This window comes from Dethiosulfovibrio salsuginis, assembly GCF_900177735.1.
Taxonomy (GTDB): Bacteria; Synergistota; Synergistia; order Synergistales; family Dethiosulfovibrionaceae; genus Dethiosulfovibrio; species Dethiosulfovibrio salsuginis.
On sequence record NZ_FXBB01000003.1, the window covers coordinates 63,605 to 78,541 of the forward strand.

The 14,937-nt window shown below is 57.9% G+C and carries 13 protein-coding genes; 3 read left to right on the plus strand and 10 right to left on the minus strand.

Going from position 1 to position 14,937, the window contains the following annotated elements:
* Positions 1-60: 60 nt before the first annotated feature.
* Complete coding sequence (locus B9Y55_RS02460; protein WP_085543769.1) at positions 61-1,011, minus strand: LysR substrate-binding domain-containing protein; 951 nt, start codon at positions 1,009-1,011, stop codon at positions 61-63.
* 105 nt (positions 1,012-1,116) lie between these two features.
* Here B9Y55_RS02460 and B9Y55_RS02465 point away from each other — a divergent pair, with 105 nt between their 5' ends.
* The gene (locus B9Y55_RS02465; RefSeq protein WP_085543770.1) at positions 1,117-2,058 is read left to right on the plus strand and encodes a YeiH family protein; all 942 of its coding nucleotides are present in this window, start codon (positions 1,117-1,119) and stop codon (positions 2,056-2,058) included.
* Between the two features lie 173 nt (positions 2,059-2,231).
* Here B9Y55_RS02465 and B9Y55_RS02470 read toward each other — a convergent pair whose 3' ends face one another.
* From B9Y55_RS02470 to ord, 7 genes are all read right to left on the minus strand, one after another.
* Positions 2,232-3,293 (minus strand): alanine/ornithine racemase family PLP-dependent enzyme, encoded by a 1,062-nt coding sequence (locus tag B9Y55_RS02470; protein ID WP_085543771.1) that lies wholly within the window; start codon positions 3,291-3,293, stop codon positions 2,232-2,234.
* A 19-nt stretch (positions 3,294-3,312) separates the two neighbouring features.
* Positions 3,313-4,677 (minus strand): GlmL-related ornithine degradation protein, encoded by a 1,365-nt coding sequence (locus tag B9Y55_RS02475; RefSeq protein ID WP_085543772.1) that lies wholly within the window; start codon positions 4,675-4,677, stop codon positions 3,313-3,315.
* A gap of 1 nt (position 4,678) precedes the next feature.
* Entirely contained in the window at positions 4,679-6,880 is a 2,202-nt protein-coding gene (oraE, locus tag B9Y55_RS02480; RefSeq protein WP_234986103.1) for a D-ornithine 4,5-aminomutase subunit OraE, read from the minus strand.
* Complete coding sequence (locus B9Y55_RS02485) at positions 6,877-7,242, minus strand: ornithine aminomutase subunit alpha (protein ID WP_085543773.1); 366 nt, start codon at positions 7,240-7,242, stop codon at positions 6,877-6,879. Before B9Y55_RS02485 ends, oraE begins: the two co-directional genes overlap by 4 nt.
* Before the next feature lie 98 nt (positions 7,243-7,340).
* The gene (gene ortB / locus B9Y55_RS02490; protein WP_085543774.1) at positions 7,341-8,762 is read right to left on the minus strand and encodes a 2-amino-4-oxopentanoate thiolase subunit OrtB; all 1,422 of its coding nucleotides are present in this window, start codon (positions 8,760-8,762) and stop codon (positions 7,341-7,343) included.
* 2 nt (positions 8,763-8,764) lie between these two features.
* Positions 8,765-9,073 (minus strand): 2-amino-4-oxopentanoate thiolase subunit OrtA, encoded by a 309-nt coding sequence (ortA, locus tag B9Y55_RS02495; protein ID WP_234986104.1) that lies wholly within the window; start codon positions 9,071-9,073, stop codon positions 8,765-8,767.
* 15 nt (positions 9,074-9,088) lie between these two features.
* A complete protein-coding gene (ord, locus tag B9Y55_RS02500) occupies positions 9,089-10,138 on the minus strand; it encodes a 2,4-diaminopentanoate dehydrogenase (protein WP_085543776.1) in 1,050 nt (349 codons plus the stop codon).
* A gap of 442 nt (positions 10,139-10,580) precedes the next feature.
* On the opposite strand from ord, the gene nhaC reads away from it, so the two are divergent.
* Both nhaC and B9Y55_RS02510 read left to right on the plus strand, forming a co-directional pair.
* Positions 10,581-12,086, plus strand: a complete 1,506-nt coding sequence (nhaC, locus tag B9Y55_RS02505; protein WP_085543777.1) for a Na+/H+ antiporter NhaC — start codon at positions 10,581-10,583, stop codon at positions 12,084-12,086.
* 3 nt (positions 12,087-12,089) lie between these two features.
* Positions 12,090-12,539 (plus strand): hypothetical protein, encoded by a 450-nt coding sequence (locus B9Y55_RS02510; RefSeq protein WP_085543778.1) that lies wholly within the window; start codon positions 12,090-12,092, stop codon positions 12,537-12,539.
* A 38-nt stretch (positions 12,540-12,577) separates the two neighbouring features.
* Here the strand turns inward: B9Y55_RS02510 and B9Y55_RS02515 are convergent, their stop codons facing one another.
* On the minus strand, positions 12,578-13,855 hold the full coding sequence (locus tag B9Y55_RS02515) for a nickel-dependent lactate racemase family protein (RefSeq protein WP_085543779.1): 1,278 nt from the start codon (positions 13,853-13,855) through the stop codon (positions 12,578-12,580).
* Positions 13,852-14,937: an Ldh family oxidoreductase gene (locus B9Y55_RS02520; RefSeq protein ID WP_085543780.1), complete on the minus strand. Its 1,086-nt coding sequence runs from the start codon at positions 14,935-14,937 to the stop codon at positions 13,852-13,854. Before B9Y55_RS02520 ends, B9Y55_RS02515 begins: the two co-directional genes overlap by 4 nt.

Consider the following 14,937-nt stretch of genomic DNA (forward strand, 5'->3'; position numbering starts at 1 on the left):
CGTTACAAAAGACTAAGGAACTGCTGATTTAGGACCTAAATCGGCAGGGCGACTGAGCAATCACATAAATATCAAGAATATTTCTTGATTGTCCTGATCCCGATGGAGGCAAACCTTGGATCGATGTTCCATCAGCCACCTCATCATGGCTAAAAAGGCCGAACCTCCTCGGTTTCCCCTGTGGTAGACCACCCGGAACCAACGGTGCAGGGCCATGGTCGTATCGACTATGACCAGCTCGCCCCGGGCCACCTCCCTCTCCACGGCGAACCGAGACAGACAGCTTATTCCCATACCGGCCTCCACCGCCCTCTTTATCGCCTCGGTGTGGCCTATCCTGACGGTCCGGGATAGGGCCACGCCCTCCCGCCCCAGGGCGTCCATCACTGTGCTCAGTGTTCCCGATCCGTCCTCTCTGAGTATCCAACGCTCTTCCCTCAGCCTATGGGGAGATACTGCCCCCTCTTTTGCCAGAGGACATCGGGGAGAGCAGAACACCACCAGCTCGTCTTTAACCCAGTCCTCCGACGCCAGCCTGTCGCCCTGTACATCCCCCTCAACAAGACCTATATCGGCGGTCCCTCTGGAGATCTCCTCCTCTATCTCCATGGTGTTGCCGACTTTTAGGTATATGGACACCTTAGGATAGAGGTCCATAAAGGCCTTCATGTGGAAGGGGAAAAGGTAGTTGGCTATGGTGGTGCTACAGGCCACGGTCAGATCTCCCGACGGCTCCTTCCCGGAGCGACCGACGGAGGTAAACTCGGCGATCGAGCCCAGGACCTCCTCCGCCAGAGGCAACAGGAGCCGCCCTCTGTCGTTTAGGATCAGCCCTCGGCCAACCCTTCCAAAGAGGGGCCCGTCGAGAAGCCTCTCCAGCTCCTTCAACGCCATGCTGGCCGCCGACTGGGACATACCCAACCTGGTTGCGGCACAGGTCAGGTTTCCCGATCTGGCGACCTCGGCGAAAATCTCTATCTGTCTTATGGTTACATCTCTATCGATCGACATAATTGATGAAACATATCATATCCATGAGTTGGATGCAACGATAGTACAGGTGTAATATACCGTCGTAACCAGGGGAAAAATCGAATCGAAACGGAGAGATGCTGTATGGAAAGGGTTATCAGGAACCCCATATCCTGGCTTGTCGTGGCCTTCGCCCTCAGTACCCTGACGTCGTCGCCGGCGACGGGGCTCTGCACGGGAGCCCTGCTGGGCCTGACGGTGGGAAATCCCGCCAGGTCGTCCACGTCGAAGGCGGGAAAGTACCTGCTTCAGGGGTCGGTGGTGCTGCTGGGGTTTGGTCTACAGATAGGGGTGGTGCTTAAGGTGGGGTCCGAATCATTGGGCATCACGGCGATCAGCATAGGCCTCACCTTGGGGATCGGTTGGCTGCTCGGCAGGGCTCTGAAGGTGGACCGAGAGCTTTCCACCTTGCTCAGCGGAGGGACCGCCATATGCGGCGGAAGCGCCATAGCGGCCATAGCCCCGGCAATAGGGGCATCAGGGGCCAACACGGCGGTGGCCATGGCGGTGGGGTTTTTGCTAAACGGCGTCGCCTTGGTGCTGTTTCCACCTATAGGCCACGCCTTCGGCCTGACCCAGGACCAGTTCGGCCTATGGGCAGCTCTGGCTATACACGACACCAGCAGCGTCGTAGGGGCTGGTGCGGCCTACGGGACCGTCGCCCTGGCTCTTGCCACCACGGTAAAGCTGACCAGAGCCCTGTGGATCGTTCCGGTGTCATTCGTCGCAGCCAGGCTTCATAAGAAGGACTCGAGCGCCAAGATACAGTGGTTTTTGGTGGGATTTATGGCAGCAGCCCTGATTCGGAGCCTTATTCCACAGGCCGACCCAGCTTGGACGGGGCTCGCCTCGTTGGGGAAAAGGCTCATGACCGCCACCCTGTTTCTGGTGGGAGCGGGGCTTACGGTGGAGGACCTGAGAAAGGCGGGAGGGAGACCTCTGCTCTGTGCCATTTTACTGTGGATCACCGTGACCACGGTGTCACTGATCCTCATAAAAGGAAACTTTATAGCTCTGGCGGTTTAGTCTAGATCACCACAGGAGATGTTCTATAAGATTGCTGATCCTCGGAGAGACCGTTCCGACGAAGCCCCTTCGAGCCCGTATACTCGACCTGCCGTAGTGTAGAACGAATGGGGCGACAGGACGTCGCCCCAAGCCGAGGGGGCACAGGACGTGCCCTCCGAGGCGGATGGCCTTTATATTATGACCTTGGAGACGTAGTCGCTGGTGCTGGCGGCCAGGACGCCGCCGTAGCCCAGGTTGAACTCTATCACGTCGCCTATTTTCCAATCGCTGTCGCTGTCGGTTATGTCCAGTATCATGTGGTCGCTGCTGCTCCCTAGGACCAGTATCGCCCTGTCCTTTGGGAAAATCGAGTCGGGCCTCATGTCCTGCTGGCCTATGGCCACTATGGCCCTCTTCCTCAGGCCTCGATCCTCGAACACCGGGATATCGCCGAAGGCATTGCGGCCTATCTCCCCTATTGGGACCGACGGCTTGGTCTGGATCTCTACGATCTCCGCCGCCAAGGTGAACACGTCGCCGTGGAGCCCGGGGACCCTGGTTCCCTTGGCCGTCTCGTAGCCTATGGTCAGGGACTCGCCGAGGCGGAGCATGTTCACCCTACTGGGCATATCGTCGGTGCCTATCAGGTTTATGGAGGAGGAGTTTCCGCCGGACACCATCTCCAGGGTGACCCCGTAACGGGACTCTATCTCCTCCGCGACCGACACCAGCAGGGACATATTCTCACCGCTTGGAAGGACCCCTCCGTAGCAGGTCAGGTTTGCCCCGACTCCCTTGAGCTTTATGTTTGCCATGGAAAGGATCTCTCCCGCCACGTCCACCGCTCGGTCGGGCCAGACTCCCTCTCTCAAGTCCCCTACATCCACCATGAGGAGCACCTCGTGGACCTTTCCTGCTGCTACTGCGGCGTCGGAAAGGGCCTTACAGGTGGCGACCTCGGAGACGAAGCTCAGGTCCGATAGCTCCACGACCTCTTTGGCCTGGGAGATCATAGGAAGCCTGAGGAGGATCTTCGGGATTTTGATATCCCTCATCTTAGCCAGGTTCTCTATCCGGCTGTCGGCGATCCAGTCCGCCCCGCCGTCCACCTGGGCCTGGACCAGCTCAGCCATTCCGCAGTAAACCTTGCTGACCGCCGCCACCGAGATGCCGCTGTCGTGACACCGTTTGGAGAATATCTCCGTGTTCTCCTGTAGTTTTGCCCTGTCTATTATAAGTGCAGGATAATTCATCCTATCCCCTCCTGTCGTCCTATTTTTCGTTCTCCCAGTCCAGGCTGGAGAGCATCAGAGCCACAGCGTCCTCGGGATACCTTTTGGAGAGGACGCCAAGGGACGCCATTATGTAGTGGTTGTCCACTAAAACCTTTGCGTCCTTCTTGGGATAGAGCTCCAGGCCCTTTCCGTATCCCGCCGCCTTTGCCAGTATCTCCCTGTGCCTCGGCAGACGGGTGAGTGCCCCGCCGGTTCCAACTATATACTTGACCTCGGTGAGGTCCTTTCCCTCGGCGATAGTCCTCTTGCCCGAGGCACCGTAGAGGTGTCTAAGGGTTCCGGCGTGCCGCTGGAGGGACATTATCATGGCCTCCTCCGCCAACCGCTCGGAGAACTGTCTTGACCTGTCGTCACCGGGTATGGCGGTGGCCTTCTCCAGGAGTTCGTCTAAGTCGGGGAAGTCCTTAAGGAGCTCTTCCCTGCCTACGTTCTCCACCACGTGATACCTGTTGACGAAGACCCCCAGGTCTCCCTCCACGGTGCGCTTGGCCTCTGGCTCGGGGCTTATGAGGAGACGGCTGACCTCTTCGCTTCCCTCGGTCACCGAGTGGACGTCGGTTGTGGCTCCTCCTACGTCGAAGACCACCAGGTCCCCTATGGCCTCTTTGAGGACCTTGGCGGCCTCCATGACGGCGCCGGGGGTGGGGAGGATAGGGCCGTCGACCATATCCCTTACGGTGGTCATGCCGGGAGCGTGGATTATGTGCTCCTCGAAGACCTGCTGTATGACGGACCTGGTGGGCTCGACGTTCAGCTGGTCCACCTTGGGATAGACGTTCTCGACCAGATAGAGCCTGATGCCCTTCTCCTGGGCGATCTCCTCGATCTCCTCCTGGTTTTCCACGTTTCCGGCGTAGATAACCGGGATGTCCAGCCCAAGCTCGGCGACCAGCTCGAAGTTGTGGAGGGCTGTGTCCCTCTCGCCGTAGTCCACCCCTCCAGCCACAAGTATTATGTTCGGTTTAATCTCGGATATCTTTTTGAGGTCCGTCCGACGCATCTTTCCCGCCGTGACGTGTTTCAGAATGCCTCCTGCTCCGAGGGCCGCCTCCTTTGCCGCCCTGACGGTCATGTCGTAGACGAGGCCATGGACGCTCATCCTCAGTCCCCCAGCGGCACTGGAGGTGGCCAACATCTCGTCCCACTGAAGCTCTGAGACTCCCAGGTTTCCTTTCAGGTCCTCAACCGCACCTTTAAGGCCCACGGTGACATCGCCCTGGAGCACCGACGTAAAGGCCTGCCCCTGTCCCACAAATCTGGGACAGGGGCCGCCTATTCCATCGAAGGCGTTGACCACCGTGGTGGTGCTGCCGATCTCGGCCACCAACACGGCGACTTTCATTCTATGCCTGTCCCCTGCGGAACTTGACCAGGAAGCTGGCCACGTCTATACCCTTTGAGCCACGGCCGAACCCGGCGTCCATGCCCGAGTCCTTGGCTATCTCGTTGGTCACCTGTGTACCGCCACAGGCCAGGATAACCTTGTCCCTGATGCCCTTCTCGATGCAGAGCTCGTGGATCTTCTTCATGTTCTTGATGTGGACGTCGTCGTGGGTGATGATCGTCGAGGCAAGTATAGCGTCGGCGTTGGTCTCTATGGCCGCGTCCACAAGTTTCTCCACAGGGCAGGAAGTTCCGAGATAGAGGTACTTGATGCCGAACTTCTCTATGCCGCCGTGCTTGATGTCCAAGGTCTCTTTAAGGCCCACGGAATGCTCGTCCTGGCCCACCGTGGCAGCCACGACGAATATGGGGTTCTCCGCTATGTCCGCTCTGATCTCCTCCTCCGAGAGGGTCTCTTCCTTCTCGGGGATGACCAGCTCGTCGACGTTTATGTCGAAGTTGACCTTGCCCTTTATCTCCACGTAGGTTCCCTCGGAGGGGTGCATGGCCAGCTTGTGTACCACCGTGACCTCGTCCAGGCCCATCTTCTCGCCGCACTTGATTGCGGCGAACTCGGCGGTCCTCTCGTCCACAGGGAGGAACAGGTTGACCGCAACTATACCGTCGGCCCTCCACTCCACCTCCGGCTTGATGAGGTTGGTCTCGTAGTATTTATCCAGCTCGGCGAGACGGACGTTGACGTTGTCCTGCTCGTCCAGTTCGTCCACAAAGACGATCTTTGAGGGATCCTCGAAGGTGTCTCCGCCTATGGCGGCGGAGGCTTTGCCGTCGAACTCCTCGGGAATACAGTTGTTTCCGTAGTGGACCGAGACAGGGGCGAAGTAGTCAGGGTCCCTCTGAAAGAGCATACCGCAGCCTATGCCGCCGTCGGCCTGGCGGGCTATTCCGTCGCCGTTGCGCTCCGGGTAGTAGCCGCTGTCGACGAAGAATCCCTCCTCGACGGCCTTGAAGTAGCCACCGACCTCCAGGATCTCCTCCATGAAGAGGACGGCCCTTTCCTTGAGCTCACGGACGACGTCGCCGAGAGGGCCGTCTCGATCGATCTTGACCATCTCCCTGAGGCCGTCCATGCCGTTGAGGGCCTGTTTTGCGGTGGTGGTCCCGGCGATGTTGTTGTAGTGCCACGGCACGTTTCTACCCTCGTCGGGGGTTATGGTGGACTGGATATCGGCGCTGGTAAGCCTCGAGATCACCAGGTTCAAGGTGTGGGTGACCGTGGCTTCCTTCATATCCGACTCCATGTACTTGGTGTTCTGCTGGGCCCTCATCTTGTACTCGCTGAAAAAGTCCCTAAGGGCCACGGCGTAGGGCAGGTCCAGCCTCATGCATGGTGCAGGAGGAGCTGAAGGCGGAACTGTGGAGAGGGCTATGTTCTCCGGCTTTAAACCCACCTTACGGGAGAAGATGCTGTTTATGGCGTGCTGAACCATGAGCTCAGGACGGACCTTCCAGGCCTTCATGGCGGTGGCGTTGGCGTTGTGGGCTCCGTCTATCTGGAGTATGTCCGCCCAGGCCATGATCTTCTTGGCCTCACAGGCGTCGACAAAGCTCCTTACCATGTTGACGTTTCTGTACAGGACGTTGTACTGAGGGTCCTGGTGGGCTCCGTTGACCCCCTCTTCGGCGAACATGACGGCTATGTCGGGGCCAGCCACGCCGGAGATGTAGGAGTGGAAGTTTATAGGACGGCCGACCTCCTCCTCTATGGCGTCGAGGGCCTTTCTGGTGGCCCTGACCTGCTTTCTGGTGACGGCGATCCCGCCGATGCCCTGGGTGGTTCCCTCAAGGAGAGAGTCTATATGGGACTGTCCTGCGGTGCGGATGACCATGAGGTGGTCCGCTCCGTGCCACGCGGACATCCTCATCCTACGGACATCGTCCTCAAAGCGACCGGAGGCTATCTCGGTGGTTATGACGCAGTCGGGCTGAGGATCGATGTAGCCGAATCCACGGCTTCCAGGCAGAGGAACGGAGTTCTTAAGGCTCTCCGACGCCTCGTGGAACTCGAAGTCGCCTATTTTGTGGACCTTGTCTCGGCCCTCTCTCCAGTGCCAGCCTCTGCGCTTGGGACGGTAGTTCTCCAGGTCCTTAAGGAGCTCCTTGACGTCCAGCCTTTTATTGGGCTCAAGCTTCATGGTCATCTGTTATCCCCTCCGAACAAGGTCTCTACCGTATCCCAGTGCTTGCCCTCCGCCAGGGCGACTCCAGCTTCCCGTACCGAAACTCCAAGCTTTTTCGACAGACGCCATACTACGTTGCCAGCGCCTTTGGGCATGAGGCCCTTGGCTATAACGCCCTCGACTATAGGCTTGACCTCCAGGCTGGAGAAGCCCATCCTAAGCAGGACGCTTCTCTCTACAGCGGGGGTAGTGTGGGTCTTTCCCAGCTCTAGCATAGGATCCACTACTTTACCAGCCAACTCCCAGAAACGGGCCTTCAGTTCCTCTTCCGATAGGTTCGCCAGGTGTTGACGGCGTACCTGAAAATCGTCTTCTCTCTTCATAGTCTTATCCCCCCATACGGCAAAACCGTTCCCCAAGGAACGTTTTTCAGAAGCTTAAAAAGGCGGAGGCGACCGATAAGCCGCCTCCGCCTTTAAGGTTACTCAGAGGCCTTTAGCTCTTCCATTACCGACCGGACGAAGCCCTCGTCGGTCTTTGTCTCCGCCGCCATGAAAGCCACGTCGTCGTCGGATACACAGCTGTGACAACAGACTTTTGCCATCGAGTTGCGGATGTAGGACCGCCTGGCCTTGTCCAGGTCGAACTCCCTGATCTTTATGGCGCTCGGGTTCTCAGGGAAAACGATGTTCTTTCCAGGGACCTCGGTGTCAGGGTCGCCGAAGAGCACCTCTACGCCGTTTTTCTTGGCGAAGCTGATCTGAGGCATAGGATGTTTTCCCGCCCCAGTGTACTCGGTCTCCTGGACGACGATGGTCTGGTCCCTGTCCATCTCCTGAGCCAGGACGAAGGCGGCGGTGAGAGAGGTGTTCCCTGCGGGGCCTCTCTCCAGTCCCTCTAGGATAGCCAGGGCCTCGGTCATGTAGAAAACCTCGCCCTGTTTGACCAGAAGATAGCGGTCCAGGTAGCGAAGGGGTCGAGCGGCGTTCCTCGGCACATCGGCCCTGTCGGGCCACGTGGCGAAAGGTATGCCGAACCCGGTGTGACCGGTCGTGAAGGACTTGCGGTTGAAGTCGTGGTCCGAGGCCATATGAAGCCCCGAGAGGTCCACCGAAGCACCGACAACCAAAGTGTCCTCAGCATCGGCCTTTATAAGCCCTCTGGCTGTGCCTGTGACGTTGCCGCCTCCGGCATGGGTGACGACCACAGCGTCAGGAGCGGAGCCGATCCTCTCCCTGAACTGCTCGGCCAACTCGTAGCCCAGTGTCTCGACCCCCGCTATACCGAAGGGGGTGTAGAGAGAGGCGTTAAAGTATCCCGTCTCCTCCAGAAGGCTCAAGAAAGTGTAGAAGAGCTCCGGCCCTACGGTGAGCTGAACGACCTCCGCCCCGTAGGCCTCGCAGGCCCTCTGTTTCTCCAGTATCTCCGGCTGACCGATCATTCTGCTGTCGTAGCACTCCTGTACTATGATGCACTTGAGCCCCTGCATGGCCGCCTGGGACGCCACGGCGGCGCCGTAGTTGCCGCTGGTGGCGGCGATAACTCCCTTGTAGCCGTGCTTTTTTGCGTGATAGACGGCGGTGGCGGCCCTACGGGCCTTGAAGCTGCCGGAGGGGTTAGAAGCCTCGTCTTTGACGAATATCCTGGCTCCTTTGCCAGATGGGGCGTACTTCCTGGCGAGAGCTGTGATGTTCCTGAGCTCAAGAAGAGGGGTGTTGCCCACCCCTGTGGCCCCCTGGATATCCCTTATCTCCTCCAGGGAATAGCCCGCCTCGTGCATCATCCTCTCGTAGTCGAAGGATAGAGAGCCCGACTCGAACTCCGAGTAGTCTATGCCTATGGCCTTCTTCATTATCTCGTTTTTACGGCCCATTACCGCCTCGTAGGACATATCTAAGGTCATCTCTACACCTCCTCCATGAGCGATCTGAGCTGCACGTCTATTACGAGAAACTCGGGCACGAAGTCGCCAAAGTCGTGGACGTATCTCGGGTTGATGGCGGAGAGCTCTCCTTTGACCTCTCTGCCCGTCAAGGTCTCGACGGAGATCTCCTCTCCTATGGCGCCTTCGGACTTGGCAAATCCCTTAACCCACAGGAGAAGGGGGGTCGCCTTGGTGTCCTCAGGAGCCTGAGGGGCTCTGCCATCCGGAGGCAGCACGATCTGTTTTACCTGTACCCAGTCGCCTTTTTTTGCCCTTTCCACTTGGTTCACATCCCCTTTCCGATGCTAGTCCTCCTCGATCATAGCCCTTACGTCGCCCATGATTGCCCTGGGGACAGGAAGGTCCAGCATGGTCTTGAGGCCTGCCTTGGCGTTGATGACGTGGGGGATCATGTTGACGCACATGGCGATGGTGCCTATTCCGCCGGGGATCTCAGGCTTGTTGGCCATGTTGACGTCGGGAGTTCCCTTTATGATTATGTAGTCGCCCGTGTCGGTTCCGCCGAGGTGAGGCTCGATCTGCTGAGGGTGATCCATCTCTATCTTGATCTCTCCAGCGACCTTGCCGAAGCCCTTCATGGCGCAGCCAGCCACGTCTCCGGCCTTGGCGAAGCCGTAGGGGGATTTGCGGTCTACGTCGGTGACGATAGGCTCCATGGTCTGGGTGACCTCCTCGACCTTCCAGCCGATGGCGTCTCCGATCATGTGGATGGACTCGGCAAAACCGACGTGGCCCGCGAGTTCACCGGCAGCGCTCTTTTTGCGGAAGTCTTCCTCGGTGATGCCTATACCCTGCTCCTCCATGACCGCGGGGCCGAAGGGGGAAAGGCTGTTGACCCTGCGGGCGGTGATGTGGTCTACCGACTCACAGGCTCCGGTAAAGATGACCACAAGGAGATCCATCATGAGGCCCGGGTTGATGCCGGTACCCAATACGGTGACGCCGTTCGCTTTGGCGATTTTATCGATCTCTACTGCCAGCTCGGGCTCCTGGGCCTTGGGGTAGGCCATCTCCTCGGCGCTGGAGACCACGTTGATCTTCCTCTCGGCGACGAACTTGATCTTATCGAAAGCGCCTTTCACGAAGGAATCGGTACAGAGGAGAACCACGTCGGCGGCTCCTGGGACTATGACGTCCTCTGCTGCTCCTATAAGGACGTCCGGGCGGTCACCCTTGGGCATATCCAGAAAATCGTACATGCTCTTGCCGATCTTGGCGCCACGGCCGACGACTCCAACTATCTCAAAACCCTGTTTCTTGAGCATCATCTCCGCCATACCCTTGCCCATAGCGCCAAGACCCCAGATGATAACCTTTACAGATTCCTTCCTCATTGTCTTTACCTCCCCATAGATGAACTTGCAGCCCAGGCTGCCGACTTAGAAACCTTAAAGAGAAAAAATGTCCAAAAGTAAACTACAAACAAAAAGGAGTACCTTTTCTGGATCACCATACACCGAATCGTCCGAACTGTCCAGAGGGTCTGTAAGGAAGATTTTCAACTCAGCCCTAGACAGAATAGAAAGTTTTTTAGCCATCCCAGGATCACACCGTGCCTCAGAATGTTTTTTGGCATTTCCAAATAAGGGGTATATTGTGTTATTATTTAGAGGTGTCCGATTGACCTCTTTAGAGATCCTCTCGAGGACCGGAAGAAGAAACCTTCCAGGACAAAAAGGACAGAGAGGAGGGATTAACGACCTACCTTTATGGGATGTTCTTAAACACGGGAAAGACAACGGTTAGTCACATACGAAAGGAGGAAACATAAAAACTATGGATACACAAAAACAAGAGGGAAGAAGACCGACTTTTTTAGAGGCGTCTATCATTCTTTTGGCCTGTGCAGGGCTTATAAGCTACGGGGTTTTAAAACTGGGGGCCGACGCCCACATACCGATCATTATTTCCGCCGTTATTGTCTCCCTATGGGGAGCCTTCGTCCTGAAGTACCCATGGCAATCCATAGAGGACGGCATCATCCAGGGGATAACTATGGCATTACAGGCGGTCCTTATACTTATGATGGTCGGGCTGGTCATAGGTTCCTGGATACAGAGCGGAGTGGTCCCAAGCCTCATCTACTACGGCCTGGATATACTGTCGCCTAAGATTTTCCTCCTGGCCACCTTGGTCATAGCGGCGGTTGTAGCCCTTGCCACAGGTACGTCCTGGGGAACCTCGGGAACGGTGGGCATAGCCCTCATGGGAGTGGGAGCGGGCTTAGGTATCCCAGCGCCGGTCACCGCGGGAATCGTCATCTCCGGAGCCTACTTCGGGGATAAAATGTCTCCTCTTTCGGACACCACCAACCTAGCCCCAGCGGTGGCGGGAAGCGACCTTTTCAGCCACATCCGATCCATGATCTGGACCACCGGGCCCACATTTCTTATCGTAGCGGCCATAACGATCTATCTGGGCAATAAATACTCCGGCGGCACACTGGACATCAGCAGAATCCAGGCTATACAGGCAATCATGGCGGGAGAGTTCAAAATCAGCCTAATGGGCCTTATCCCTCCCCTTCTGGTAATAGGGCTCGCGATCGCTAAGGTTCCCGCCCTTCCAGGTCTTTTCGCCGGTATTATCTTCGCCTGCATAATGTCCTTCCTACAGGGCAACGGCCTGGGGGACATCATCGAGGCCCTTCACTACGGCTACGAGGCCACCCTATCTGGCCAGCTGGCCCAGGCGGAGACCATGGAGGCGGTATCGGAGCTTATGGCTCAAAGCAGCATCGCAGGGGTGTCGCCGGAGCTCGCCAAGGACGCTGGAACCATGCTCTCCGACCTCCTCACCAGAGGCGGTCTGGACTCCATGATGTGGACCATCTCCCTGATCCTCTCCGCACTTTCCTTCGGCGGCATCATGGAGAGATGCGGCTTCCTAGAGGTTCTCCTTAAGACCATCCTTCAGGGAGTCAAGAGCGTCGGTGGAATGGTGACTTCCGTTCTGGTTTCCTGCTTCGTGTCCAACCTGTTCCTGGGAGACCAGTATCTCTCCATAGTCATGCCCGGTAGGATGTTCAAGTCCGCCTTTGACGAGAAAGGGCTAGATCCTAAGGTTCTCTCCCGTACCCTCGAGGACGCCGGAACTCTCACGTCGGTCCTCATACCCTGGAACACCTGCGGTGCCTACAACGCATCAGTGTTGGGCGTCCCGACCCTGGAGTACATTCCCTACGCCTTCATGAACTACCTCAACCCATTTGTGGCCATATTCATGGCCTACACCGGGCTAGGGATATTCTGGAAGGAAGGCTACGGCCCTAAGAAGGACTAGGCCTTGGATAGACAGGTACTATGCCTCTCAAAATCGGGATATTACCCGACGTGGACCAAGTACCTGTCCGCAGCGGCGGGAGTGGTCCTCGTGGCGGGAGGCATTTGGAGAATAGCGGGGCAGGCATCGGGATTTGGACAGATCTATCCCTACCTGTTTGTGGGACTGGGGTTGCTCTATTTCTCCAGGTCCGAAAAAAGGATATACCTGTCCCCGGAGGGTATAGTTAAGGAGACCAAGACCCTCCTCTCCTCCAGCGAAGAGGTGCTCCCCTGGAGCAAGGTGGCTCACGTCACCATCGCCACAAAGAGGAAAGAGTTCATGGCCTTCTTCGAGAGATACGGCGAGATAAAGGGACTTAGAGTCCTCTTCAACAGGGAACAGGAACAGACCGTCCGAGGGATCATCTCGAAGATGTGCCCGAAGACGGAGGTAAACACCATACAGAAATAAAGACAGCCCCCTGACGATCGTCAGGGGGCTGTTCGTTCCTAGTCCTTTATAAACGGAAAAACCGCCCCTCCGTGAGGTATGACGTAGACCGAACCTCCCTGAGGGTGGCGCTTTTCCACCTCAGCCATGGCCTCCTCTACGGTGGATACCGCCACTATTCCTGAACCCTCCAGGTCGGTTTGGTTCATGTCGGACACCAAAACGAGGTTGACCCTCGCCGCCTGTTCGGTCAGGAGATACCCTACATATCTGGGAATGGAGAACCGATCTCGCAGGGCCTTCTCCCTCTCGATCTGGTCGGGGTATTCGGTCAGGATCTCAAGACACTCGTCGCTACCGGCCCCTTCCTGACACCGGGCCACCACCACCAGGGTCCCGCCGTCCTTTACCGCCTCGGCGGAGTTGAACACCGTTTTTGCGGACTGGTACAGGACCATGTCCTTAGGATATCCACCGGCGGAGGCTACGACCACGTCGGCCCTGTCCTCTACTGTAACGCCGTTCAGGTCGTTGACTAGCTCGGTCCCCTTAAGGTGGGAGAAACGCCAGTGCCCCGACACCGCCGCCGCTATTCTGCCGTCCCCGCCTATGACCACGTTGAAGGCGAAGTCCGGCGAGACCATTTGGCAGGCCTCCTCCATATCCAGGTGGAGGGAGTTGTCTTCCATATTAGCACAGCGGCACCTCATGTCTCTCCCGGTGTGGGGAGATGGCTTTAGGGCCAGGGCGTGGTTGGCCTGTATGGCGTCGTAGGAGGCGACCCCAGGGAGGATGGACTTTCTTCCCCCTCCCCAGCCAGCCATGACGTGATAGGTCACAGCGCCGGTTATGATCAGCCTGTCACACTGGGTCACCATTCTGTTTACCTTCAAGGGGGTCCCTCTGGAGGTGAACCCAAGGTCCACCAGGGAGTCGCCGTCGGTGCAATCGTGGTCAACGATCTTAAACCGATCCAACAGCCCCCCCAGGAGCATACGGTGTTCCTCCTCTGTCTGGGCCCTGTGGGTCCCGGTGGCGGTGAGAAAGGAGATATCCTCCTCCCTCACTCCTCCCGCCATAAGCTCCTCCACCACGAAGGGCAGGTATACCGCCATTCTCTGCCACGCCCTGGTGACGTCGGATACCACGATACACACCGTCTCTCCGGCGGAGACTATGTCCCTGAGCCTGGGGGAGTCTATGGGGTTTGCCAGAGACTCCCTTATGACCTCCTCCTCTGGCCTGGAGAGGGCCTGAGGAGGCTCGAGGACTCCCTTTAGGGTCAGCCCCTCGGGCAGGGAGAGGTTCACCTCTCCCTTGCCATAGCCTAAGTTCATATTCCCTCCAGAGGGGCGAGGCCGAACTTCTCCGAGTAGACCTTAAACATGTCCACCGTGGCCTGATCCAGCTCGATACCCTCTCTCAGGCTTCTCTCTCTGGCCTCCCTCTCCTTGTCTCCGTGGACGAAGATCCTGTCATGGCCCTCGGCTTTCTCGCTGGAGCGGACCGAGTCCATTATGGACGATACCTTTCCTCTGATTTCGTCCTCGTCGCCGAAGAGGTCCATCCTGGAGACGGAGAAATAGTGGGTTATGCCGCTGCCGGTTCCTGGCTCGGAGAAGGTCTCGGGGCTCCACCTTCCCATAGAGAGGGCGGAACACATCAGTTCCACCATGAGCCCTAGGCCGTAGCCCTTGTGGCCCCCTAGCTCCTCTCCCTCTCCTCCCAGGAAAAGATGGCCTCCCATGGAGGATTCCCCCTTAAAAAGCCCCTCAATGTGGGTGGCGTCGGTGGTCCCTCGGCCGTTCTCGTCCACCACCCAGCCCATAGGCATGGGCTTTTTACGTCGGTCGTAGACCTCCACCTTGCCGTGGGCCACCACCGGGGTCGCCATGTCCAGGAGGAACATATCCTCACCTTTTCCGGGAATCGCCACCGCTATGGGGTTGGTGCCGAGAAGACGCTCCTTGCCGAAGGTCACGATACAGCATTTTCTGGTGTTGGTCATGGCGACGGCCATACAGCCCCGGCGGGCCGCACGCTCCGCCCATAGGCCCGCCATGCCGTAGTGGTTCGAGTCCCTGACGACGCAGGTGCAGGTTCCGCTCTCCAGGGCCTTCTCCACGGATCGGTCCACCGAGAAGGCGGCTATAGAGGGACCTATGCCGGAACGACCGTCCACCACCAGGGACACCGGAGTCTCGTGGACCACCACCGGCTCCCTGTCGGTGAAGGCGAACCCTCCCTTCAGGTTGCTCCTGTAGAAGGCGATCCTGGCCACCCCGTGGGACGGCATCCCTCTGGCGTCGGCCTCCACCAGCACCTCGGCGGTTATACGGGCCTGGGAAGGACTGTAGCCCAGCCCCTTCTCAAGGACCGATACGACGTGATCCATCAGTCTATCGTAGGAAACGATCAA

What these genes read in the sequence shown, in the direction of transcription:
- B9Y55_RS02460 (WP_085543769.1), bottom strand. Translation starts at nt 1,011, where the DNA reads ATGTCGATCGATAGAGATGTAACCATAAGACAGATAGAGATTTTCGCC.
- B9Y55_RS02465 (WP_085543770.1), top strand. Translation starts at nt 1,117, where the DNA reads ATGGAAAGGGTTATCAGGAACCCCATATCCTGGCTTGTCGTGGCCTTC.
- B9Y55_RS02470 (WP_085543771.1), bottom strand. Translation starts at nt 3,293, where the DNA reads ATGAATTATCCTGCACTTATAATAGACAGGGCAAAACTACAGGAGAAC.
- B9Y55_RS02475 (WP_085543772.1), bottom strand. Translation starts at nt 4,677, where the DNA reads ATGAAAGTCGCCGTGTTGGTGGCCGAGATCGGCAGCACCACCACGGTG.
- oraE (WP_234986103.1), bottom strand. Translation starts at nt 6,880, where the DNA reads ATGACCATGAAGCTTGAGCCCAATAAAAGGCTGGACGTCAAGGAGCTC.
- B9Y55_RS02485 (WP_085543773.1), bottom strand. Translation starts at nt 7,242, where the DNA reads ATGAAGAGAGAAGACGATTTTCAGGTACGCCGTCAACACCTGGCGAAC.
- ortB (WP_085543774.1), bottom strand. Translation starts at nt 8,762, where the DNA reads ATGACCTTAGATATGTCCTACGAGGCGGTAATGGGCCGTAAAAACGAG.
- ord (WP_085543776.1), bottom strand. Translation starts at nt 10,138, where the DNA reads ATGAGGAAGGAATCTGTAAAGGTTATCATCTGGGGTCTTGGCGCTATG.
- nhaC (WP_085543777.1), top strand. Translation starts at nt 10,581, where the DNA reads ATGGATACACAAAAACAAGAGGGAAGAAGACCGACTTTTTTAGAGGCG.
- B9Y55_RS02515 (WP_085543779.1), bottom strand. Translation starts at nt 13,855, where the DNA reads ATGAACTTAGGCTATGGCAAGGGAGAGGTGAACCTCTCCCTGCCCGAG.